The 23,329-nt window shown below is 58.6% G+C and carries 17 protein-coding genes and 1 riboswitch; of the genes, 11 read left to right on the forward strand and 6 right to left on the reverse strand.

Translation table 11 applies throughout. The features are described 5' to 3' along the window. Positions 1-232 precede the first annotated feature (232 nt). Positions 233-349: riboswitch (SAM riboswitch) on the reverse strand. Between the two features lie 125 nt (positions 350-474). The 8 genes from H9S92_RS01300 to H9S92_RS01335 all read left to right on the forward strand — a co-directional run bounded on the left by H9S92_RS01300 (position 475) and on the right by H9S92_RS01335 (position 13,487). Then, positions 475-1,656 carry an MFS transporter gene (locus H9S92_RS01300; RefSeq protein WP_187464918.1) on the forward strand — a complete coding sequence of 394 codons (1,182 nt, stop codon included), beginning with the start codon at positions 475-477 and terminating at the stop codon, positions 1,654-1,656. Between the two features lie 650 nt (positions 1,657-2,306). After that, complete coding sequence (locus tag H9S92_RS01305) at positions 2,307-3,680, forward strand: lytic transglycosylase domain-containing protein (protein ID WP_187464919.1); 1,374 nt, start codon at positions 2,307-2,309, stop codon at positions 3,678-3,680. A gap of 251 nt (positions 3,681-3,931) precedes the next feature. Beyond that, the gene (locus tag H9S92_RS01310; RefSeq protein ID WP_187464920.1) at positions 3,932-4,669 is read left to right on the forward strand and encodes a metal ABC transporter ATP-binding protein; all 738 of its coding nucleotides are present in this window, start codon (positions 3,932-3,934) and stop codon (positions 4,667-4,669) included. A 417-nt stretch (positions 4,670-5,086) separates the two neighbouring features. Continuing rightward, positions 5,087-6,175, forward strand: coding sequence for a hypothetical protein (locus H9S92_RS01315; protein ID WP_187464921.1), 1,089 nt, complete (start codon positions 5,087-5,089; stop codon positions 6,173-6,175). Between the two features lie 58 nt (positions 6,176-6,233). Then, positions 6,234-9,056 carry a DNA polymerase I gene (gene polA / locus H9S92_RS01320; RefSeq protein ID WP_187464922.1) on the forward strand — a complete coding sequence of 941 codons (2,823 nt, stop codon included), beginning with the start codon at positions 6,234-6,236 and terminating at the stop codon, positions 9,054-9,056. Positions 9,057-9,732: 676 nt separating this feature from the next. After that, complete coding sequence (locus H9S92_RS01325; protein ID WP_187464923.1) at positions 9,733-10,206, forward strand: hypothetical protein; 474 nt, start codon at positions 9,733-9,735, stop codon at positions 10,204-10,206. A 500-nt stretch (positions 10,207-10,706) separates the two neighbouring features. Continuing rightward, on the forward strand, positions 10,707-11,051 hold the full coding sequence (locus H9S92_RS01330) for a nucleotide pyrophosphohydrolase (protein WP_187464924.1): 345 nt from the start codon (positions 10,707-10,709) through the stop codon (positions 11,049-11,051). A 216-nt stretch (positions 11,052-11,267) separates the two neighbouring features. Continuing rightward, the gene (locus H9S92_RS01335) at positions 11,268-13,487 is read left to right on the forward strand and encodes a patatin-like phospholipase family protein (protein WP_187464925.1); all 2,220 of its coding nucleotides are present in this window, start codon (positions 11,268-11,270) and stop codon (positions 13,485-13,487) included. A 133-nt stretch (positions 13,488-13,620) separates the two neighbouring features. Here H9S92_RS01335 and H9S92_RS01340 read toward each other — a convergent pair whose 3' ends face one another. After that, positions 13,621-13,950 carry a hypothetical protein gene (locus H9S92_RS01340; protein WP_187464926.1) on the reverse strand — a complete coding sequence of 110 codons (330 nt, stop codon included), beginning with the start codon at positions 13,948-13,950 and terminating at the stop codon, positions 13,621-13,623. A gap of 345 nt (positions 13,951-14,295) precedes the next feature. Between H9S92_RS01340 and H9S92_RS01345 the strand changes: the two genes are divergently transcribed. Then, on the forward strand, positions 14,296-15,411 hold the full coding sequence (locus H9S92_RS01345; RefSeq protein WP_187464927.1) for a M42 family metallopeptidase: 1,116 nt from the start codon (positions 14,296-14,298) through the stop codon (positions 15,409-15,411). Positions 15,412-15,527: 116 nt separating this feature from the next. Here the strand turns inward: H9S92_RS01345 and mscL are convergent, their stop codons facing one another. The 3 genes from mscL to H9S92_RS01360 form a co-directional block, all read right to left on the reverse strand. Next, entirely contained in the window at positions 15,528-15,992 is a 465-nt protein-coding gene (mscL, locus tag H9S92_RS01350; protein WP_187464928.1) for a large-conductance mechanosensitive channel protein MscL, read from the reverse strand. 213 nt (positions 15,993-16,205) lie between these two features. After that, the gene (locus tag H9S92_RS01355) at positions 16,206-17,177 is read right to left on the reverse strand and encodes a hypothetical protein (protein WP_187464929.1); all 972 of its coding nucleotides are present in this window, start codon (positions 17,175-17,177) and stop codon (positions 16,206-16,208) included. A gap of 430 nt (positions 17,178-17,607) precedes the next feature. After that, positions 17,608-19,344, reverse strand: a complete 1,737-nt coding sequence (locus H9S92_RS01360; RefSeq protein ID WP_187464930.1) for a BatD family protein — start codon at positions 19,342-19,344, stop codon at positions 17,608-17,610. 214 nt (positions 19,345-19,558) lie between these two features. Here H9S92_RS01360 and H9S92_RS01365 point away from each other — a divergent pair, with 214 nt between their 5' ends. Beyond that, the gene (locus H9S92_RS01365; RefSeq protein WP_187464931.1) at positions 19,559-21,082 is read left to right on the forward strand and encodes a phytoene desaturase family protein; all 1,524 of its coding nucleotides are present in this window, start codon (positions 19,559-19,561) and stop codon (positions 21,080-21,082) included. Then, positions 21,075-21,911 (forward strand): phytoene/squalene synthase family protein, encoded by an 837-nt coding sequence (locus tag H9S92_RS01370; protein ID WP_187464932.1) that lies wholly within the window; start codon positions 21,075-21,077, stop codon positions 21,909-21,911. Before H9S92_RS01365 ends, H9S92_RS01370 begins: the two co-directional genes overlap by 8 nt. A 160-nt stretch (positions 21,912-22,071) precedes the next feature. Here H9S92_RS01370 and H9S92_RS01375 read toward each other — a convergent pair whose 3' ends face one another. Both H9S92_RS01375 and H9S92_RS01380 read right to left on the reverse strand, forming a co-directional pair. Then, entirely contained in the window at positions 22,072-22,521 is a 450-nt protein-coding gene (locus H9S92_RS01375; RefSeq protein ID WP_222935929.1) for a putative quinol monooxygenase, read from the reverse strand. A 35-nt stretch (positions 22,522-22,556) separates the two neighbouring features. Further along, positions 22,557-23,329 (reverse strand): transposase (locus H9S92_RS01380; protein WP_187464848.1); only part of this gene is annotated, 773 nt, incomplete at its 5' end.

A 23,329-nucleotide genomic window follows, 5' to 3' on the forward strand; every position in this document is an offset into this window, starting at 1 on the left:
GAGAGAGGCCCAAGCGGGTAGGCGAGGGCTCGGAGTTCCCCGTCCATTGCTTTTAAAAGACTTGCCTGGCATCCTGCGTCCGCGCCCAAAACCGGGCGGGCATACGGGTGGCTGGCCCGCTGGATGGCGAATTGTCCCGGCTCAAAAGTGGGCAGTGCGGGCTTATCCATAGACCGCGCGGATGGAGGCGAGCGGACGGAAATACGGCGTTGGTGGAGGCATTGGCGACGGTTTTTTATAGTTTCCCGCAATAGCGCGGGACAGGCTTTGGCACCTTTCCCTCCCGGCCGGGGAGGAGTGGTTGCCAGGGCTTCAGGGAGCCTGTGCTCTCCACCCTTCGTTATAAAATGGCCGGCACATCCTGCTGGCGCGGGGCAAAGGTAGGGGCTGCTTGCTTACGGGACAAATGATGAATTGTTCATGTATTTGCGGCGGATGGGCGGGGAGCTACGGCGGCCGTGTACCTTTGTGGCCATGTCGCTCAAATTCCGTCTATCGGCACTTAATTTCCTGCAGAACATCACTTTTGCCAGCACGCTGATCTGCCTGGGCAACTACCTGCTGCAAACGCTGCACTTCAGCGGCCGGGAGGTGGGGATGGTCTACGCGACGATGGCCGTGGCCGCTACGCTGACGCCGCCCATCATTGGCTGGCTGGCGGATTACCGCTTCAGCGTCAACCGCCTCTTGTTGCTGCTGAACCTGCTGTGTGCGAGTTTCCTGGGCGCGGCGTATTTCGCTACCGAATTTTGGGTGGTTTACGTACTGGTGCTGGGCTTTTACCTGTGTTTTATGCCAACGTTCAGCCTGGTGGCCTCGCTGTGTTTTCACCAGTTGCCCGATGCGGCGCGGCAGTATCCCCGGGTGCGGGTGTGGGGGACGGTCTCGTTCATGCTCGTGGGGCTTGCGCTGAGCTTGTTCGGCTGGGAGGCTTCGGCGCTGACCTTTTTGATCGGCTGCGGGGGCGCCTTGGCTTCGGCCTGGCTGTCTACGCAGCTGCCGGCCGTGCCGCCGCAGCCGGGCTTTAACCTGGCGATGCTGCGGGGCGACGAAGTGCGCAGCCTGTGGCAAGACCGTGGCCTGATTGTGCTGCTGTTGGCCATTCTTTTATCTACCCTGCCTTCGTCTTTTTACTACAGTTTCCTCAATCCTTTTCTGAATGAGGTGGGTTGGAAGGCGGCGGCGGCGAAGATGTCTTTGGGGCAACTTTGTGAAATTGCCGTGGTACTGGCCACGCCCTTTATGCTGCGGCGGGTGCGTTTCCGGCGGGTGGTTTTCTGGGGCTTGCTGGTGTGGGGACTGCGCTACGTGGCCTTTAGCGTTGGTCGGCCGGGCCATTTCGAGTGGTTGTTGTACGCGGGGATTGCCGTGCAGGGTTTTGCTTTCGCCTGGATTGTGATTGCGGCGCAGATTTACGTCAACAACCGCGTACCGGGTAATTTGCGGAGTACGGCCCAGGGCCTGGTGGTGTTTGCCAACCAGGGTTTGGGGGCCTTTTTCGGGGCCTGGATTGCGGGGGAGGTGGTGTTGGCCAACACCCTGCCGGGCGGGGGGCATGACTGGAGCAGCATCTGGGTGGTGCCAGCGGTGGCGGGGGTTTTATCGGCGTTGTTGTTTTGGTATTTTTTCCCGCGGGCGGGGAGGTTGGAGGGGTAGATAAAGGTTTGCAGGCCCTTGGGGTGCTTGATGGGGGGCGCGGACGCAGGTGCGGGGTGGGGGACCTGGAAAGCAAGGGGAAGTTATTACCAGAAAGGGACAGCGGAGCGGGCGACGCAACTTGCACTACCATGAACGGGCGGATCCCATAAGGGTTATGTCAAAGTATTGTCAGTAAGTAATACTATCAGTAGAGATAGCTTTGTTTTAATTGTTGATAGTATTACTTTTATGTCCAACTTCCAGGCTTTACTATTGATTAAATAATCTTGGATGAAATATACACTTCTCACCTCCCTTATCCTCGGATTTTTCGCAATTTTCGCAGGAACTTTGCTGAAAATTCAGCAGCCGGATGTTTCATCTACCACTAACTATCTCTTAATCGGTGGTATCCTATTGAGCTTAGCGGGTGTTGTCAGCTACGCCCTCTTTAATAGCCCTCGAAAGGCTACGCTTAAGTCTTGATGCAGAGCTATTGTTATTCAGTCTTAACTTCAGGGGGGCTTCCAGTAGGGAGCCCCCCCTGTCGTATGTGTCGCTGGGGGGCTGACGAGCGTTCTAGCGATTACCCTAAGGAACCAAACACCCCACCCCCCCCACCAAAATTTCCCCTATCTTAGCCGCCCTCATTCGCACCCCGGTCCACTGTGATAACACGATTTTGCCTCTTCCTGCTGCTTTGCGGTATCCCCAGTCTTGGCGCTGCAGCTGACGACCGCGCCTCTGCCGCCGCCGCCGCCCTGGATGCGCAGGCGGAACACATCATGGCCATCGCTGATTCCGTAGTCCGGCGGCGCCTGGCCCTGCTGGACAACGGCATGGTGGAGCACCGCTTCGATCCCGTAGTTAAACGCCGCATCATCAACTACCTGGAGAACTGGCCCATTACCTCGGCGCGGTTGCTGGCGCGGTCGGCCCGTTTTTTTCCCATTTTCGAAGAGCAGCTGGCGGCGGCGGGCTTGCCCACCAGCCTGAAGTACATCAGCGTCCAGGAAAGCGCCCTGCGCCCCTGGGCCACCAGCCACGTGGGGGCGGGCGGCCTCTGGCAGCTCATGCCCGGAACGGCCCGCGAGCTGGGGCTGACCGTAGACGCTACGGTGGACGAGCGCCTGGACCCCGAGCTGGGCTGCGCCGCCGGACTGGCCTACCTCAAAATGCAGTACGACCGCTACCAGGATTGGGCGCTGGCCCTGGCCGCCTACAACTGCGGGCCCGGCAACGTCAACCGCGCCCTGCGCCGCAGCAAAAGCCGCGACTACTGGAAAATCCGCAAGCACCTGCCCGGCGAAACCCGCGATTACGTTCCCTACATCATCGCCGCCGCCTACCTGATGGCTTTTCACCACGAGCACGAGGTTACGGCCTCGGCCATGGAGCTTGACCTGCAAATGACCGAAGCCATCACGGTCTACCGCGAACTCAGCCTGCACCGCGTAGCCCAGGTGACGCGCCTGCGGCCGGAGGTGGTCATCGAGCTCAACCCCCAGTACCTGCGCGGTTACCTGCCCGGACGGCCCGGCGGCCACCGCCTGCGCCTGCCCCAACGGGTGATGCCCGCCATGCAGACCTACCTGGAAACCCACCCCGCCACCCGGGCGGAAGCGGCCATCGCCCTGCCCTGGACAAGCCCCCGCCTCCACGACGGCGAAATGGACCCCGACCGCTTCTACACCGGCTACCACACCGTGCCCGGCACTACAGATACCACCCTGCGCGCCGCCGCCGCCACCTTCGGCCTGCCCGTTGATCAACTGGCCGTGTGGAGCAACCTCGGCGAACTCGACCCACTGGAACCCGGAGACGAACTCTTCTTCTACCGCGTCGAAATCTACCTGCCCTATGACCCCCGCGTGCGCGAGGTGCCCCCCGCCGCTCCGCCCATCGCCAGCCTGGCTACGGTGCCCCTGGCCGTGCCCGGGTTCTGGTTCGACCGGTCATCGCTTCCCGTGCCCAACCCCGCACCTGCGGCCGCGCCCGGGAAAATGTCTTTACTCCGGAAGATCGGCGCGTGGTTTAAGTAAACCCCGCGATGGCCATTTGATGCTGCTGGAAAATTGCCGCGCCCTCTGGGAGCAACAATTTGCGGAAATCAGGCAAGTCCTGAAGCAGTCCCTGGGCAATGGCGAATTGCGCCGCGCAAAAGGAAATGCACCTGCGCACCTGGATCAACGCAGTAATTGAACAGGAAAGAAAAACGCGCGGGCAGGCGCTTCACCCATTCACCTTCCTGACGCGTTTTACCAGCGCGACCATCCCTCAAAACTACGCCCCCATGCCCACCTCCGCCATCTCCATCAACGATCTTTCGGTTTCCTACGACAGCAAACGCGTACTGAGCAACATCTTCCTGGAAATCGAAGAAGGCCACCGCTACGGCATTCTCGGCCCCAATGGCTCCGGGAAATCCACCCTCCTCAAGGCGATGCTCGGGCTGATTGACGATTACACCGGCAGCATCCGCGTCCTGGGCCAGCCCGTGGAGGAGGTCCGCCGCCGCGTCGTGTACGTCCCCCAGCGCAGCGAGATCGACTTTACCTTCCCGGCTACGGTGCGCGACGTCGTTTTGATGGGCCGCTACCCCCACAAGAAGGTGTTCCAAAAGCTCAACGCCGCCGACCATGAACTGGCCGACGAGGCCATGCGCGAGCTCGACATTCTCAACCTCCAGCACCGGCAAATCGGGGAACTCTCCGGCGGCCAGCAACAGCGCACTTTTCTGGCCCGCGCCCTCGCCCAGGGGGCAGAAATTTTGCTGCTCGATGAGCCCCTCGTGGGCGTCGATATCCCCACGGAAGAAAAAATCATCGAGGTGCTCCGCCGGCTCTCGGCGGCGGGCAAGACCCTGCTCGTCGTCCACCACGACCTGCAGGCCGTCCCCGAGTACTTCGACCACGTCATCCTCGTCAACCAGCGCCTCATCGCCGCCGGGCCTACCCCGGAGGTCTTTACCCCCGAACTGCTCAAGCGCACCTTCGGCGGGCAGCTCGCCCTCCTGCACCAAATGGGGTAGGGGGCGCGGCCGCAGGTGCTCCCCCCCGACCCCCCGAAGGGGGGAGTTAGGATTAAGGAGCAAGGGAAGGGGGATCTACCCTAACGTGAGGTTGAGCCCTTGCCATAACCACAACCAATTGGTCTTCAAGGGCTTTTAGAAGGCAGTACTGTAGTTCGGTAGCGGGCATTGTCCACTACCGAACTACAAAACTACTGAACTACAAAACCTTTACGGTCTGGCCATCTGAAAATCAGCGAATCTACGTTCGATACCCCCAATCTGACCTTACCTTATTTTTTGTTCGGCCGGGAAAAGCGCGGTGGGCTTCGTCGTAAATTTGTGGCCTGATCATTCTTTCATCCCACCATGGTATATCCGTCTTTTCGCTTTTTCTTTCCGCTTAATGCGGAGGGTGTCCTCGCAGGTCGTGCTGGCTTGCGCTCCCTTACTGTATTGGCCCTTTTCCTGGCCCTGTTGTTCTCCGCCTGTGGCCCTAAGGAGGACCCCGCCTGGCAAGCTTTCCTTGCGTGCACGGAGGGCAGTTGTATCGAGGAGGCGCTGGACGTGAGGGACGCCTTACTCCGCGACCCCGCAGCGATGTTGGTGACCATGGACGGCATGGCGGAACTGGGGGACGACCGGGCCATTGGCTGGCTGTTCATCCTGCGGGACTCCGTGCTGGGCAACCCCGCTTACGCCCCCGTGGCCCAGCGCAGTGCCGAGCGGGACAGCTTACTCCGCACCCTGGAGCCTTTCCTGGAAAATGGCCAAACGTCGGGAGAAATGGCTACGGCGTTGGTCACTGAGCTGCGTACCCTCAACTTCACTGAGGAAGAAGTGGGCACTGGGGATGCCTTTTTGCCCATCGGTGGCACTTATCAGCTGGGCGACAATGTGGAAACGACGGGCAGCAAGCAACTGGCCGTACAACGGACTTCCTTCGATACCCTTCACTTTTCGCTGGAGCTGGTGAATGGTCCGCCGGCCTACAACCAGGGCACCATGGAAGGCTATGCCACCCTGACCGGGTCGAATACCTACCAGTACCGTACCACAGAATTCGGTGACGAAGGCTGCACCCTGGAGTTCCTTTTTAGCGAGGGCAAAGCGACCGTGCGCACCCTTGCCGGTACACCGCCAACTTGCGGTTTTGGCAACGGAGTGGTAGCCGATGGAGCGTACACCGTAGTGAACCATCAGGATCCTTTCCTCAGCGGAGCCGATTCCCTGGCGCTCGCCCAGTTCCAGGGGGAGTGGGTTGCTGAAGATGATCCCCTGTCGGGCATCCTCCTCAAAGACGGCATCTTCTCCATGCGCTACGAAGGCCAAAGCCTGGAAGAGGCCCCCTATGTGTACCATCCCCGCTGCCCCGCCGATTGTGCGCCGGCGGGCGACTTCGGCTGCCTTGCCCTCTACGGTCAGGATGTGGTCTGTTACGCGCTGGTGAGCAGCGGGCCCGCGCAGCTGGAACTCTCCATGGTGGGAGGCCGGGGCAATACGCTCCGCTACCGCCGGGTGCAGTAAGCGGGCGGCAGGCGGGGTGAGCGCCTAAAATATCGGTGTCACCCCGTACCTTCGCCCTATGGCTACCCCTACCGACAAAAGACTCTTCCTGCTCGATGGCCACGCCCTCGTGTACCGTGCCCACTTTGCCTTCATCAACCGGCCGCTCATCAACTCCAAGGGCATCAACACCTCGGCCATGATGGGTTTTACCCGGACGCTGTGGGACCTGATGAAAAACCAGCACCCTACCCACCTGGCCGTTGTTTTTGATCCCTCCGGTCCCACTTTCCGTAATGACCTCGCCCCTGACTACAAGGCCAACCGCGAAGAACAGCCGGAAGACATCACCGTAGCCTTCCCCTACATCCACCAGATTTTGCAGGGCTTCCGCATCCCCGTCATCGTCATCGACAATTTCGAGGCCGACGACGTCATCGGCACCCTCTCCAAGCAGGCCGCCCGCCAGGGGTATACCGTATACATGGTTACGCCCGATAAAGACTACGGCCAGTTGGTAGAGGAAAACATCCTGATGTACAAGCCCAGCCGCATGGGCAATGGCATCGACATCCTGGGCGTGGACGAAATCAAAGAAAAATGGGAAATTGAGCGGCCCGAACAAGTGATCGATCTCCTGGGCCTGATGGGGGATACGGTAGACAACATCCCCGGCGTCCCCGGCATCGGGCCCAAGACGGCGGCCAAGTTCATCCAAGAATTCGGCAGCCTGGAAAATTTGCTCGACAACCTCGACCGGGTAAAGGGCAAAAACCAGGAACGCCTGCGGGAATTCCGCGACCAGGCCATCCTCAGTAAGGTCCTGGCAACAATCGACGTCAACGTCCCCATTACCTTCGACGCCGAAGCCTACCTGATCGAGGACTTCGACCGGGAGCACCTGACGGACATTTTCCGGGAGCTCGAGTTCCGCTCCATCGCCAACGAAATTCTCGGGGAAAAGGAAGAGGCCAAAGCTCCGGTCAGCCAGCAGGGGGACCTCTTTGCTCCTTCAACGTCGGCTGCACCTGCGTCCGCGCCCACCGAAGCGCCGCAGTTCCGCCAACCCGCTGCCCACGCCATTGCCGATTTCCACATTGGTAACACCGAACAAGACTACCGGAAGGCCGACCGCCCCGAAGACCGCGCCGCGCTGGTCAAAGCCCTGGAAAGCCAAACGATTTTTGCCTTCGATACCGAAACGACGGGTCTGGACGCCACCACCGCCGAACTGGTGGGCCTCTCCTTCAGCTGGGCCGCAGGCCAGGCCTACTACGTGCCCGTGCCGGAAGACCGTGCTGCGGCCGAAGCCATCGTGGCCGAGTTTGCCCCCGTGCTGGCCAACCCTGCCATTAAAAAGGTGGGGCAAAACATCAAGTACGACCTGATGATGCTGGAACGCTACGGCGCACCCGTCAGTGGCCCCTTGCTGGATACCATGGTGATGCACTACCTGCTGCACCCCGATAAGCGCCACGCCATGGACATCCTCAGCGAGGAATACCTCAACTACAAGCCCATCCCCATTGAAAACCTCATCGGCAAGGGGGCGAAGCAGCTGAGCATGCGGCAGGTGGCCATTGACCGCGTGGTGACCTACGCCTGCGAGGACGCCGACGTGACGCTGCGCCTCTACCACGCCCTCTGGCCCGAGCTGGAGGAGGAAGGGCTGACGGAACTCTACGAAACCATCGAAGCGCCCCTCATCCCCGTCCTCAAAAACATCGAACTGGCGGGCGTCAACCTTAACGTCCCCTTCCTGGAAAACTACAGCAAGCAGCTGGCGGCAGAAATTCAGGAGCTGGAGCGGGAAATTTACCAGGATGCGGGCTCGCCCTTCAACATCGGCTCGCCGAAGCAGATCGGCGAAATCCTCTTCGGCCGCATGGGCGTGGCCTACAAGGGCAGCAAAACCAAGACGGGGCAGTACAAAACCGACGAATCGACCCTGCTGGAAGTGGCCGCCGATTACCCCATCGTCAAGAAAATCCTGCGCTACCGCAGCCTGAGCAAATTGCTGAGCACCTACGTGGATGCCCTGCCGCTGCTGGTCAACCCCGCTACCGGGCGCATCCATTCGTCTTTCAACCAAACCATTGCCGCCACCGGCCGCCTGAGCAGCGCCAACCCCAACCTGCAAAACATCCCGGTGCGGACCCCGCAGGGCGCGGAAATCCGCAAGGCCTTCATCCCCCGCGACAAAGACCACATCCTGCTGGCTTCCGACTACAGCCAGATCGAGCTGCGCCTGGTAGCCGCCTTGAGCGGCGACGAAGGCATGGTGAAAGCCTTTCAGGAAGGACGCGACATCCACACCGCCACCGCCGCCCTGGTTTTTGACATTCCCTTCGAGCAGGTGGACCGTGAGCAGCGGAACCAGGCCAAAACCATCAACTTCGCCATCCTCTACGGCGCGGGCAGCCAGCGCCTGATGCAGGAACTGGAAATCAGCCGGGCTGAAGCCAGCAACCTCATCAAGAGCTACTACGAGCGTTTCCCCGGGCTCAAGGAATTCATGCAAAGCTCCGTAGAGCAGGCCCGTGAAGAAGGCTACGCTTGCACGCTGCTGGGCCGGAAGCGTTCCCTGCGCGACATCAACTCCAGCAGCAGCCTGGCCCGTTCCATCGCCGAGCGGATGGCCATGAACACGCCTATCCAGGGAACGGCGGCCGATATGATCAAGATTGCCATGATCCGCATCGACGAAACCCTCCGGCGGGAAGGGTTCAAGACCCGGATGATCCTGCAAGTCCACGACGAACTCGTGTTCGATGCCCCCAAGAGCGAAGCCGACCGCGTCATCCCCATCATCGAAGAACTGATGCGGGAAGCCATCCCCGATCTGGCCGTCCCCATCGTGGTCGAAACGGGCCGGGGGGAGAACTGGCTGGAAGCGCACTAGGGCTGGCCAAAGGACTTAAAAAACGTCAGGTTGGGGGTATGAAACGTAGCTATTCAATGACTTTCAATGGTTACCGTAACGGTTCTTTAGTTCGGTAGTTTTGTAGTTCGGTAGTGGGGTATTGTCCACTACTGAACTACAAAAACTACCGAACTACAGCACTACCGAACTGCCTTCTTAAAGCCATTGAAAACCAAATAGTTATGATCATTGTAAGGTGGCCAACCTCACATTAAAAAAGGCAAGCCAGCTAAGCTGACCTGCCCGAACATTAACCAAAAACCCAGCAAAAGACTTGACTTGTTTCATGAGTTGCCGTTTCACTGTGTGAAACACTCGCGATAGTCGTGTCGCTCGAAGGGAAGCCGCCGCAATGAGCAGCTGCCTCGGTTTCACCAGGGTGGCATGTTCATTGTAGCAGTATAGTCCGCAACGGATGCGGTGGGGTTGGTACTTGCTATTAAAAAGCAGCACCCGGTGGCGATGTTCGGGCAATACGTTACAATTTTCGGGACTGTGGGGGGCTTTAGCCTGGGGGGGGCGCGGCAAAAAACCCAGGGTAGGGTGGCTTCCGGCTGGTGGCAACCTCCATTCCTGAGCGAAGGCGAATGGCCAAACATCGATGCCTGCCAATCCGTTGGCATGATTATCAACAAAACCAAAATTTCCATTTCCCATGACGGACGCAAGCAACGAGATCACCCAACAAAAGCACGCCATTGTCCAGCATCTGCTCGCTGAAAAAGAGCAGTCTTACCGCAACATGCTGGAGAGCCAGCAATCGGACCTCGCCACCGCCGAAAAAGAAGGCGAGGATGAAGACAGTCTCTTCGACGGCGGCAAATCCGACCAGGCAATGAACCGGGTGAACTCCCGCGCATCAGTTGTGGAAGCCCTGCAAATGGAGATAGACCTGCTGAATGGCCTCGACTCCATCACGGCCAACCCCGAAGTACAGGTGGGCGACATCGTGGAAACGGACCGGGGGAATTTCTTTGTAGCCGTAGCAGCCGATGAATTCAGCATCGGAGGAAAAAGCTACCGGGGGATCTCCGCCGCCAGCCCGCTTTTCCAGGCCTTGCTCGGCAAAAAAGCGGGGGATAAGGTGCGGGTAAACGACACGGAATACACGCTGCTGCGGTCCTTCTAGGCAAAAAAAAGCCCCTCCGGAACCATAATCCGAGGGGGCTACATCATAATCTCACGAAAAATTTTGGCAGAAGCTTGCCGGAATTAAAGATTCCGACTATCTTCGGCTCATCTTTAGTGCTTTTTGTTTTGATCCCATGAATGTATTACAGCCGGTTCCCCATTCGGGACCGGCTTTTTTTTTGGGTGTTCCCATGGTGGGTGGGGAAAAAAGTGGCCGTCCCAATGGTCAAACTGGGACGGAGCCACTCACAAATCATAATCCCATGAACATATTTCTTATCGAAAAGAAGGCGCTTGACCTTCCCGATGATACAAAAGTGCGGCAAGTCGGGGAAGGGAACAAGGACATATTTAGCTATTTGTGAACGATTTTTTAATAGATTTGATACACAAAATACTGGTTGTTAGTAATTTGTTTTCATCCGTTGTGAAAATTTTATTGTCTGGCCCTGCGTTTAGTCCACCGAATTGCCCGGAAAAAGCCGCAAATTTGTGTCCATGACTCTTTCAGAAGCGCAAGCTACCGTTGATACCTGGATCCGTACCGTAGGCGTCCGCTACTACGGCGAGCTGACCAACACCGCCATTTTGATGGAGGAAACCGGGGAGGTGGCCCGGCTGATGGCGCGGCTTTACGGTGAGCAATCCTTCAAGCGCCCGGAAGATGCGGCTACGGCTCCGGCGCAGTTGGCCGATGAGCTGGCCGACGTCCTTTTCGTCCTCATCTGCCTGGCCAACCAGACTGGGGTAGACCTCGAAGACGCCTTTCGCCAGAACCTGGAAAAGAAAAGCATCCGCGATGCTGAGCGCCACCGCGACAATCCGAAGTTGAAAACCCCCTGACCTGGTAGCGGGAACAGAACGACAGCCGGGCAGGTGCTGTGGCCGGGGGCGCGGCCGCAGGTGCAGAGACCCGGACGAGGGAGCAATGCCGGGGCCAGCCCAGCGTTCCTTTGCTCCCTATCCCTTTACCCGGCACCTGCGGCCGCGCCAAAGGATGAGCATCCGCCGGTGGGTACTGCCTGATTCGCGTAATTTTGGCCTCTTCAATCCTTTACCATGCGCACCTCGTTGTTGATCTTACTCTTGCTGGCCTTGCTCTCCGCCCCCGGGTGGGGTCAAACTGATGACCTTAAAGTTGGTTTGGTCTTGAGTGGAGGAGGTGCGCGGGGATACGCCCACATCGGGGCCTTGCAAGTGTTGGAGGAAGCGGGCATTCGCGTGGATTACATCGGGGGGACGAGCATGGGCTCCATCGTCGGTGGCCTCTACGCGGCGGGCTACCGGGCCGGGCAGCTGGAGCGGATGCTGCGGCAAACCGACATCATGGCCGAACTGCAGGACGTCATCGGTCGGGAAAACCGCACGATCTACGAAAAACTTTATAATGAGCACTACCTGCTGGGGCTGAGCCTGCAAAATTTTAGCCTTCAACTCCCCGCCGCCCTCTCCGACGGGCAGCGCATCCGGGATTTGTTCAGCCACTGGACGGCCGGGGTGCATACCGTGCGGGACTTCAGCCGCCTGCCCACGCCCTTTCTCTGTGTGGGTACAGACCTGGTAACGGGCGAAGCCATCCTGCTCGAAGAAGGCATTCTGGCCGATGCCATGCGCGCCAGTGCGGCCTTGCCCGGCGTACTGAGTCCCCACGAAATGAATGGCCACATCATGACCGACGGTGGAATTTCCAACAACTACCCCGCCGAGGAAATCAAGGAGAAGGGGATGGATTACATCATCGGCATCACCGTAGAACAGGACCCCTACGATGCCGATGAAATCAATTCGCTGGACAAACTCCTCCTCCAAATCGCCTTCTTCCAGGCCACCCGCCGGAACATCGATCAGTACGCCGCCACCAACATTGACCTGAAGCCCGAACTGGGGGGATTTTCCCAGCTCAGTTTTGAGTCCATCGACGACATCATCCTGGCGGGGCGCCGCGCGGCCGAAGCTAAATTGGACAGCCTGCGGATGATTGCCGCCCGCCAACGTCCAGCCCCGGCCCAAGACAGCATTTCCGTCCCCAGCCACCTCAATGCTCCCATCGTCGAAATTGTCGGCAACGTCGATCTCAGCCGCCGTCAGATCCTCAGCTTTTTCAAGGGGGATCTGCCGGGGCGCATTGCCTGGACGGATTTCCGCGAAAACCTGGTAGCGCTCTTCGCCACCGGCCGCTATACCAACGTGGACTACGACTGGGAGGCCATTCCCGGCACGGAAGACGAAGTCAAACTCACCCTCCGCCTTAAGCAATCCCCCGACTTCGGCCAGCAACTACGCGTGGGCTTGCACTACGACCAGGTCTACCGGGCCAACCTGCTCGTTGGCCTGACGGTCAATGACTTCATTGCCAACAATTCCCTGACGACCATCGACCTCATCGGCGGTAGCCAGTTTCGGTACCGGGCCGACTACCGCGTTAACCGGGTCAATGGCATGGCCTTTGGGCTCCGCAGCCGGCTCCACTACTCCGAGGTGGACTTTGACCTGCCCCAAAACGTGGTAGGGCCGGGTGGGCTCACTTTCAAGGAACTGAATTTTCGCTTCTCCGACCTCAACCTGGAGGCCTACTGGGATTTTCTCCAAACCACCAACTCCTTCAGCGGCGTCTCTGCCGAAATAAAGCGTTACCGCAGCAATTCCGAGCAGTTGCTTGCGGCCGACACCGCCAATATTTATGCGCTGGCTGATGCCCACTACTTCGTCCCCCAGCTCTATTTTCTCTACGATAAGCTCAGCGCGCGGGATTTCCCCATGCGGGGCTTCAGCATCCAGGCCAAAGCCCGGGCCATCCGGCAGTTGGGCACCGACGGAGCAGAGGCGGGTGCCTGGGCCTACAACGCTGATCTGGACTTTACGTTTTTCGTCCCTATTACGCCCTCGTTCAGTCTGGGCATGGAACTCACGGCGGGCGGTTTTCTGGATCAGCCCTCTTTGCCTTACCGGTATTACCTGGGCAGCAACAACCGCAACCTGATGAACAACTTCAAGGCCTTCCCGAGTCTGCGCCTGGGCGAAGCCTCGGGCAAAGACTTGCTGATGGGGGAATTTTTTGCCCGCATCCGTCCAGGTCAGGCGAGCCATTACTTTACGCTGGCGGGGCGGGTGGCGCGCCTGACCCTGGATGCGGCCATCCCCAGTTCCGTCCGTCGCGATCTCCTGGCTGCGGGGCGCATCACTTACGGTTTCGATTCTCCGCTGGGGCCCATTGAACTCACCTACGCCCACGGCAACGCGGGCCGGGAGTTGTATTTCAATTTGGGCTACTGGTTTTAGAGGGGGGCAGGCATAAGGTTTTATTCTTCCTCCGGCCATCCAGCGAAGAAAGTGCAACGTAGGCAAAGGGAGGGCTAGGCCGCAGCAGCAGCTTCGAGCTTATCCTAAAAGAATGCAGGTATGAGGAGTATCCTTAGTTGCCTCCCCGCTCGCCACGGATGAATCCTTTCATCCGGTTACTGTTCCAGGTAACCTGGCCGGTGTAGGGGTTATCGACCTGCAGCCAGCGCACGTAGCTCTTGGCGAAGATAACGTCCTGGAAGTGGACCTCTGCGCCGTTGGTCACGCGAATGGCGGGGTTACAGCCTTCGCAGATGAGCCTGAAGCCATTGCCGTTGTAGGTAGTGGGTTGGCTGATCACCAGGGTTTCCGTAAGGACGAGATCCTGCGTGAGATTGATGGTAACCTGACCGTAGGCGAAAGCGCCCAGAGCGAGGAGTACAGTAGTGAAAAAAACCTTCATGTTGTGTTGTTGCTATAGTGTAAACGGGAATAATAAAACTTCTGAAAAACGAAAGGCGGAAAATCCAGGAGAGATGACTGCTAAGACGAGGCACAACACGCAAAAGATACCTCCGGAGCGGGTCCAGAGAAAAAAACGGCTAGGTTTAAGATGGTAAGGCGGTACAAAAGGTCGCGAGGCGGGGGGGATTATGACGCTACTGCGGTTCTGACCACCGAGGATCATGAGATGGTGCAAATATAGGGCCATCGCCCAATGATTGGTAGTTGTGGAGCTTTTTTGTCCACCAGCCTAGTTCAAAGCGTTGCCAATGCCTACATTTACGGGGCTAATCTACCTGCCATCATGCTGAATATTTCCTTGCTTAAAGCCATTTGCGAAGCGCCTGGCGTCTCTGGTTTCGAACGCAGAATCCGCGAACTGGTCTTACGGGAAATCAAGGAGCTGGCCGACGAAGTCCAGATTGATAACATGGGCAACGTGGTGGCCATCCGCCGCGGCAGGGTGGCTAAACGGGTGATGGTAGCCGCCCACATGGACGAGATTGGCTTCATCGTGAACCACATTGACGACAAGGGCTTCCTCCGCTTCCTTCCCCTCGGCGGCTTCGACCCCAAGACGCTGACGGCCCAGCGCGTTATCGTCCACGGCAGCAAAGACCTCATCGGGGTGCTGGGCTGCAAGCCGATCCACATCATGAAGCCCGAAGAGCGCAAAAACGTCATTCCGCTGGCCGACTATTTCGTGGATACCGGCCTGAGCAAAGAGGAAGTCTCTCGTTACGTTTCTGTGGGCGACCCGATCAGCCGCGAACGGGAACTGATCGAAATCGGCCACTGCGTCACCAGCAAATCTTTGGATAACCGGGTCTCGGTCTTCATCCTCATCGAAACGTTGCGGCGGCTGCGGGACCAGGAATTGCCCTACGACCTCTACGCTACCTTCACCGTTCAGGAAGAAGTGGGCCTGCGCGGTGCCATGGCCAGTACCGCCCACATTGACCCCGACTTTGGCTTCGGCCTCGACGTGACGATTGCCTACGATGTACCCGGCTCCAGCGCCCACGAAACCGTCACCAGCCTGGGCGAGGGCACGGCCATTAAAGTCATTGACGGCTCGGTCATTTCTGACTACCGCATGGTCAATTACCTCAAGGGCGTCGCCCACCGGGAAGGCATCAAAACCCAGCTGGAACTCTTGCCCGCCGGTGGCACCGATACGGCGGCCATTCAGCGCTACGGCACCAAGGGAGCCATCGTCGGGGCCATCTCCATCCCCTTGCGCAACATGCACCAGAGTACCGAAATGGCCCACTGCCAGGACATCGAGGCATCCATCGCCCTCCTCAGCGCCGGCATCCACCAATTGGACCGTTACGACTGGGACTTCAGCGCCAGCCACGACAGCAACCGTCACCCCGATGCCAAGCCCAGCAGCGGAGGCGAGTTCGACTGGCTCTAAGACCCAAAATCAGGGCGCGGCCGCAGGTGCTCCCCCCCGACCCCCCGAAAGGGGGAGAACGGATAAGGAGCAGGGACAAGCCAAAACCAGCCTACCATCTCCCGACCAGCCAGCGCTTACACTTCCGCAGCTTCGGCTTTGGGCGGAGGAGTGGAAGCATTGAAACGCCGCATTTCGTCGCGGATGTCCACCAGCAACTGAATATCGCGCGGGGTAGGCACCTCTTTGTTAGTCTCGTCTTCAGAGCGGTCTTTGAGCCTATTGATGAGGCGGATAACGACGAAGAGGGTAAAGGCGACGATCGCAAAATCCAGCATGGCCTCAATCAAAAGTCCGTAGCCCAGTACAACGCCGGGGTCGGTCACAGTACCATCGGCGGCCAGGACGGGAGCTTTAAGGACCCACTCAAGATCGGAAAGATCCACGCCCGTGGTCAGATAGCCCAGGGGAGGAGTGATGATGCGCTTGACCAGGACATCAACGATCTGGTTAAACGCTGCCCCGATGACGACGCCGATGGCCAGGTCAATCATGTTGCCCTTGACGGCAAATTTTCTGAATTCCTGCAAGAAATTGCTCATGGTAAAAAAGAAGTTGGTGAAGAACGATAGTACTGGTGGGCCAACCAGTAAGTATCGTTACATTAAGTCGACGTCAGCACCGCGCTGGCTAGACTAAGGTGTAACAGGAATTGCTGGTTGGCCCACTAGGCGAAAAGCATAACCCTGCGGTCCAGCCCTGCGTTCAGGTCCGCCTCGCTCCTCATCCGATCTGCGCACCTGCGACCGCGCCCCTTACCACAGCAATCCCGGTACCAGGGCGGCGCTGAACAGGAGCAAATGGAAAAAATTGGCTCGCGCTACCGGGGCTTCCACGATGGCCAGGCCCAGTAAAATGCCCAGGGGAACAACGGCCACCTGCGCGAAGGACGCGTAGACCGTCGCACCAAAAAGGACCAGGGTGAGGGACGAAAGCAGCACCCAGAACTGGATGTTTATCCCCTTGCTCCCCTCAATATTGAGCAGGCGCTGGATGCGGCCGGAAAGGGTGATCAGTACCAGGATCAGGAGTGCCAGCAAAGCCAGTCCTGCCAGGCTAAAAGGTGTGGCAGGCATAAAGTCGGCCAGGCCAATGACGGAAAATTGGAGCGTTAGGAAGCCTACGAAAGTCCCCCGGAAATAATGCCAGGTGCCCATTAAGAAATAGACCGTGAGTAATCCTACCGTCACTTGCAGGAGACTCCGGGGCTCGGGCCTCCCCAAAACACCCACCCCAATGAGGAAGGCTGGCAGAAAAAAGAGGTACTCCGGGAAGAAAAGTGAGGCGACCCCCAACCAGGCCCCCGCGTTAAACAGTGCCACGGCAGGCTCATTGCGTTTGTAAAGCCGGCCCAGCGAAAGGAGTGCAAAAAGCAAAAACACATTGGCCACCTGGATGGGGTGCAGCCACCGGAAAGCTGGCACCACCGCCCACATCAGGACCAGAAATAAGCCGGGAAACTGAGTGACTACCCGCGACAGCTGGTGCCGTGTGGCCAGCGTGTTGGCCTGAACCCCTTGTACGCCCACCAGTAAGACGGGCAGCAGCAGGGCAAAGTTGCGGTGCTGCGCCAGCTGCTCCATCAGCCAGGTTCCCAGCACCCCGCCCCCCGTGTACGGCGGTCTGGGCTCGCCGCCACCCAAAAAAAGGGGAAGCTGCAACACCAGAGCGTACAGAAACAAAAGAAGGCCGGCGTAGGCTTGGTTGGTGCGGAAGAGGGAAAGCAATGGCTGGGCGGAGTTAACTCTGGTGCCAAAGGTAAGGTAATGCCCGCAAGTGGCTAATGAGTGAATGCGCGAAGGAGTGAATGAGTGAATGCGCGAATGAGTGAATGCGCGAATGATGCTACCGCGAGCGACAGGCTACCGTACAGGGCTACGCGAAAAAATCGGCTGAGGGTGGTATCCCCACCGAAAACACCAGTGACATGGGGCTACGCGAAAAACACTGCTGAGGGCGTCCCCACCCGAACCCATCTTGGCTGTGTCCCCACGCAAAACCTCTCGCTAAAGGGAGGCAAATTGGTAAAGGAATAAAGGGGAAAGGAATAAGGGGAATGAAGAAAGGGGGAAAGGAATAAAGGGGAAAGGTTTGAAGGAAAGCTTCCCCCTTGCGGCAGCTCCACTCACGCATTCACTCATTCACTCATTCACTCATTCACTCCACCTGCCGCTCCGTATCCACAATCAACTCTCTTGCCGCGCGGTAGGTGTCGGCCAGGTCGTCGGCTTGGTCCTGGCCAGCGTAGAGGGCCATTTCGCAGCGTTGGAGCAGGCGGTCGTAACGTTCCGCCAGGGCGGCATCGGCGCCGGCGTCCCGCAGCGTGGCGCTTACGTTGCGGCGGTTAAGCTTGGCTACGGAGAGGTTGAAACGGTCGCGCAGGTAGCCGAACAGCGCGCCTTCCACGGCGTCGTAGAAGGGGCGGGGTGCTACGGCATCGAGGTGGACTTTAGCGCCTTTCAGGCGTTGGGTAGCGGCCTGGGCGGCGCGGGCGCGGGCTACTTCGGCGGGGTCGCGGCCCGCCTGCCGGGCGCGGTAGGCCTGCCAGGCCAGGGCCCCGCCCGCCCCCAGCAAGGGCAGCAGGAAAAGCAGCCAGTAGTAGAAGCGGGAAGCGGTAGCACTGCCGTAGCTGCGGCCTGCGGGGAGGTCCCTCACGGGCAGTAAGACCAGTTTGGCCGCCTCTTCGCTCAGGGTATCGATCTCGTAAGTCGCCTGCCCGGTGCCGCCGGTGACGGTGATGGGAAAGACCGCAGGGGCGTTGGTCACGTAGCGGTTGCTGTCAACATCGAAGTAGGTCAGGCCAGGCCGCAGGTCATACTGCCCCGCGCGTTTGGGCACTACTTTGTACTCAAAAATCTTGCGGCCCAACATACCGGAGGGGCTGTCCAGCAGCTCTTCCTGGAGAATGACGGGGTCGTAGATGTCCCAGTCTTTGTCGCTCACCGGAGGGAAGGCGTCAAGGCGTTCAATGTCGCCTTCGCCAGTGACGATGATGCGCAGCGTCAGGGCATCGTCGGTGGTCAGTTGATCGCGGTCGGCCTGCACGTCCAGTCGGTAGCTGCCAACGGCACCGCTGAAGTCGGCGGGGCGCGGCTGGGGCAGCTCCTTAACTTCCACGTAGAGGGTATCGGTATTCAGCGGGATTTGCTCGGTGAAGCGACGGGAAAAGGTGCTGGAATTGCGGTAGCGCACCGTACCGAGCACCATCCGGTAGGGGTCAATCCGGATGCGCCCGCTCTTGGTAGGAAAAAGGGCGAGGCTGCCGAGGGTGCGGCGTTGGTATTCGCGGCCGTTTTCGATCACGGTGCGCGGCCGCCCGTCGTACTGCCGCCGGGGCTGGGAGAAAAAGCCAGCAAAATCGGGCTCCTGCATCAGGTTGCGGGAGATGACGTTGGTAGTGGAGTAGAGGTTGAGGTCGAGGATGATCTGCTGGCCCACGTAGGCCGTATCGGTGGAGAGCTCCGCGCGCAGGAAATCATCGGGGGCCAGGGCGGCGGCGCCGGCATCGACGGGCAGGACTTCTACCGTTTTGGAGTTGGCACGGTAGGTGCGGCCCGCCGCTACGATGGTGGCCGTTTCAATGGTGAGCTCGCCAACGCGCTTGGGTTGGAGGAGCCAGGAGTGGGTGAGGTGGCTGCTGCCCACGCCGTTGATGATGGTGGTACCCATAGCGCGGCTCGGGCCGCGTAAGACGATAAAGTCCCGGAAAGCCGGAGGCACCAGATCAGTGCCCTGGGCATTGCGCAGCACCAGGCTGTATTCCACGGTGCTGTTGATGAACGTGCGCGCTTTGCTTACCTCGGCGCTAAAATCAATGTCCTGGTGTTGGGCCAGGGCCACTTGGGCGCGGCCGCAGGTGCAAAGGAAGAAGAGTAGAGCAAGGTTTCGCCACATAGGGCGAAGATACGGAGCCGGGCGGAAGTGGTGCTGCCAGGCGGTGCCCCGCAACGGAGGTGAAAGGAGGGAGGGGGTGGGGCGGAGCAGAAATGTCTTACTTTACCGGAGGCGGGGTTTACGGCATCCTGCATGCCCGATAGTATACCTTCCGGGTGGCGTAGGGCCAAAACCACTTTCCGCTTATATCGTTACACTCCAAAATCAGTTTGTTTTGCAACAACAAGTTACCGTTGTAGGGGCCGGATTTGCGGGGCTATCCGCCGCTTGCTACCTCGCCCGCGAAGGCTACCGGGTGCGTATCCTGGAGAAAAACCCTGATCTGGGCGGCCGGGCGCGGACCTTCGAGGCCGCAGGATTCCGTTTCGATATGGGCCCCAGCTGGTACTGGATGCCGGAAGTATTTGAAGATTTTTTCAACGACTTTGGTTCCTCCGCCGCCGAACATTACACCCTGCAACGCCTGGACCCGAGCTACGAGATTTACTTCGGCCCCGGCGAGCGCATGGAGGTGCCCGCCAATGACGCCGAGCTCTTTGCCCTCTTCGAACGCCTGGAGCCCGGCAGCTCCGCCAACCTCCGCAAGTTCCTCTCCGAGGCAGCATACAAATACCGCGTCGGCCTCGGCGAATTTGTTCGCAAACCCGGGCATAGTATTCTCGACTTTGCTGACCTCCGCGTAGTCCGTGCCGCCTTCAAATTGCAGATGCTGACGGATATGGCCAGCTACGTCCGCAAGCTCTTCCGCCATCCCCAACTGCGGCAATTGCTGGAGTTTCCCGTCCTGTTTCTCGGTGCCACCCCCGCTAAGACGCCCGCGTTGTACAGCCTGATGAACTACGCCGACCTGAGCCTGGGCACCTGGTACCCCCTGGGCGGCATGTTCAAAATTATTGAAGGCATGGTGGCCGTGGCCAAAGGGCTCGGCGTGACCATTCACCCGGGTGCAGAAGTGCAAAAGGTAGTAAGCCAAGGCGGCCAGGTGAAGGAAGTGCTCACCGCCGACGGGCAGCGGTACCCCACCGACGTCCTCGTCTGCGGAGCCGACTACCACCACTTTGAGCAGGAGGTGCTGGATCCCCAAGACCGGGTCTACAGCCCGGCCTACTGGGAAAAGCGCGTGATGGCTCCCTCCAGCCTGCTCTTTTACGTGGGGCTGGACCGCAAGGTGCCCGGCATCCACCACCACACCTTATTTTTCGATGCGGACTTTGCGCGCCACGCCCACGAAATATACGAGGAACCCGCCTGGCCCGCTGACCCCCTCTTCTACGTGTGTGCTCCCTCCGTTACGGACCCCAGCGTAGCGCCTGCGGGGCAGGAAAACCTCTTCTTCCTCCTGCCCCTGGCCGCCGATCTGGACGATACCGACGAAGCCCGCGAACGTTACTGGAACCTGATGTGCGAACGCTTTGCGCTGCGGACGGGGATAGACATCCGGCCCCACGTCGTTTACCGCCGGGCCTTTGCCCACCGGGAGTTCAAAGCGGATTATCACGCCTACCGGGGCAACGCCTACGGGTTGGCCAATACCCTGGGGCAGACGGCCTTTCTCAAGCCAAAGCTCCGCAGCCGTAAGTTGCGTAACTTGTGGTACACGGGCCAGCTCACTACCCCCGGGCCGGGCATGCCCCCCAGCATCATTTCCGGCGAAGTGGTGGCGCAAGACATTCACCGGACCCTGACCGGGGCCAAAGGCCTCAGCGCCCCAACCCCCAATCCAAAAACCTATGCTTAGCCTTTACCAACAAGTTTGCCGCGAGTGCGCTTCTTTGATCACCCGCCGCTACAGCACCAGTTTCAGCCTGGGCATTCGGGTGTTTGATAAACCCCTGCGGGAGCCCATCTACGGCATCTATGGGTTCGTGCGCTTCGCCGATGAAATTGTCGATACCTTCCACGACAAAGACAAGGCGACGCTCCTGGCCCGCTTCCGGCGCGATACCTACCTGGCGCTCGAAGAAGGCATCAGCCTTAACCCCGTTTTGCAGGCCTTTCAGGAAGTGGCCAACCGCTACGGCATCGGCCGCGACCTGATCGACCCCTTCCTCGATAGCATGGCCATGGACCTGGAGTTTTCGACCTACCACGACGGGCTCTACAAGCAGTACATCTACGGCTCGGCGGAAGTCGTGGGGCTGATGTGCCTTAAGGTCTTCGTCGATGGAGACGTGGCCGAGTACGACCGGCTCAAAGCTTCCGCCTGCGCCCTGGGCTCGGCCTTCCAGAAAATCAATTTCCTGCGCGACATCAAATCCGACTACGAAGAGCGCGGCCGGGTGTACTTCCCCGGCGTCGATTACCAGCACTTCGACTGCGCTACCAAGCGCGAAATCGAAGCCGATATCAAAGCCGACTTCGACCACGCCTACACCGGCATCAAACAATTGCCCACCAGCGCCCGCCTGGGGGTTTACCTCGCCTACGTGTACTACACCAAGCTCTTCCAGAAAATAAAAAATGCCCCCGCCCGGCAGGTGGCCGACGAGCGCATCCGCGTACCCGATGGCAAGAAAGTCTACCTGCTGGCCAGCTCCGCCGTCAAAGCCCGCTTCGGGATGATGTGAGGTCAAGGCGTTCCACGTCGCAGCAAACTGGATCAAGACCTCCGGTCCGGCGAGGAGTTTCTAGTCATTTTCCCTGCTTCGCAGGTTTTTTGAACCACTAAGGACACGAAGAGGGACTAAGTCGGGAAAGACTTGACATCACACCGCCTAGGGGAGAACTTCACTCGACCTGGGGGGCGTGGACCTTGGCAAACACTTGCGACATCGAAAGTGGGTCAATTGCTTCCATATCAATTAAGTTGAGCGACTTGACCATGTGGCGTGTTGCGGATTTGTAATGCAGAAAATGTGGTGATTGTAGGTGCGACTCGTAAGCCGCTTGGCTTGCGTAAATCTCCAGCAACCTTACGGCACTGGGAGTTTCCCGTTGGAACATGGGGTATATACAGATAACCCCAGGCTCTGATAGGACGGAAGCAGCCGCCTCCTCTTTCAGGATGGCGATATAATCGTCTAAATATGCGGAATCCACCTCGATTTCGGCGATTCTGATCATCATTTCCTTCGGGTCTGGTGCATTAGTCTGTTCCCGTGTATCTTCGCTTCGCGCGCAGGAGAAGTGTAAGCAAGCGAGAAAAAGTAATGGGAATATCTGGGTGGGCAATTTCATTGTGCTTAGTCTTAATTCAATGGTCCGCTGCGATTTCAAGCTGCTCTAGCGGCGTAGTTCCTGACCTCCGCCAGTACCTCTTGACTTTTTGGCAGGTTCGGGTCAATCCCACACCTGCTGAAAATGCGTAAAGCCAAGCGCTCATTGGTATAGGCAGTTGTAATATCAGCCATGGAAAATGCTCCGCGTTCAAGGTCGGGAACCGCTAAGTGGTGGGCAGCTTTAGCCAAATTAACTACCGTTAGCGCGCAGTTGACGTGGAAGTCGATCTTAAGCCAATCACGCCCTTGCCCCTCTTCTAAACCGCTGAACTGCTTGCCATCGCGGAAAATGAATTCTTGTTGGTAACGACAGCGGTAAGCATGGACAATTTGTTCGGCTGGCTGATCAACATCGGTGCTCATGTATACCTTCACAGACTTGATTTTGTTTTTTTCGTCAAGTTGGTGTATAACCACGATACGGATTTTTAATCCTGCTACTTTTAGTTGAACCACGCCCGTCCAAGCAACGGTTTGAGGTGAACTCAGCGCTTCCACTCGACTAAATACGGCAGGATCAAGGTTAAATAAGTTGACAAAGCCAGCATATTCCTTAGGCCGCCCTTTTGACTTTTGTGGTCCGCTGTAGTAGTAGCGCAGACTGACGTTTTTACGCAAGCGGGAGACTACATGAAAACCTGCATTGACAACGCGTTGGATGAATGGATTTCGGGAAAAGTACGCATCGACTACCACGTATTTACTGATCTGGAGCAGTTCGTCAGCCCGTTGCTCAAGGATTTCGGCATAATAATCCAGCAAAGATT

This window comes from Neolewinella lacunae, assembly GCF_014349155.1.
Lineage (GTDB): Bacteria > Bacteroidota > Bacteroidia > Chitinophagales > Saprospiraceae > Neolewinella > Neolewinella lacunae.

Excerpts from the sequence above, each read along its gene's own strand:
- H9S92_RS01300 (WP_187464918.1), top strand. The coding sequence starts at position 475 with ATGTCGCTCAAATTCCGTCTATCGGCACTTAATTTCCTGCAGAACATC.
- H9S92_RS01310 (WP_187464920.1), top strand. The coding sequence starts at position 3,932 with ATGCCCACCTCCGCCATCTCCATCAACGATCTTTCGGTTTCCTACGAC.
- polA (WP_187464922.1), top strand. The coding sequence starts at position 6,234 with ATGGCTACCCCTACCGACAAAAGACTCTTCCTGCTCGATGGCCACGCC.
- H9S92_RS01325 (WP_187464923.1), top strand. The coding sequence starts at position 9,733 with ATGACGGACGCAAGCAACGAGATCACCCAACAAAAGCACGCCATTGTC.
- H9S92_RS01330 (WP_187464924.1), top strand. The coding sequence starts at position 10,707 with ATGACTCTTTCAGAAGCGCAAGCTACCGTTGATACCTGGATCCGTACC.
- H9S92_RS01335 (WP_187464925.1), top strand. The coding sequence starts at position 11,268 with ATGCGCACCTCGTTGTTGATCTTACTCTTGCTGGCCTTGCTCTCCGCC.
- H9S92_RS01340 (WP_187464926.1), bottom strand. The coding sequence starts at position 13,950 with ATGAAGGTTTTTTTCACTACTGTACTCCTCGCTCTGGGCGCTTTCGCC.
- H9S92_RS01345 (WP_187464927.1), top strand. The coding sequence starts at position 14,296 with ATGCTGAATATTTCCTTGCTTAAAGCCATTTGCGAAGCGCCTGGCGTC.
- mscL (WP_187464928.1), bottom strand. The coding sequence starts at position 15,992 with ATGAGCAATTTCTTGCAGGAATTCAGAAAATTTGCCGTCAAGGGCAAC.
- H9S92_RS01360 (WP_187464930.1), bottom strand. The coding sequence starts at position 19,344 with ATGTGGCGAAACCTTGCTCTACTCTTCTTCCTTTGCACCTGCGGCCGC.
- H9S92_RS01370 (WP_187464932.1), top strand. The coding sequence starts at position 21,075 with ATGCTTAGCCTTTACCAACAAGTTTGCCGCGAGTGCGCTTCTTTGATC.
- H9S92_RS01375 (WP_222935929.1), bottom strand. The coding sequence starts at position 22,521 with ATGAAATTGCCCACCCAGATATTCCCATTACTTTTTCTCGCTTGCTTA.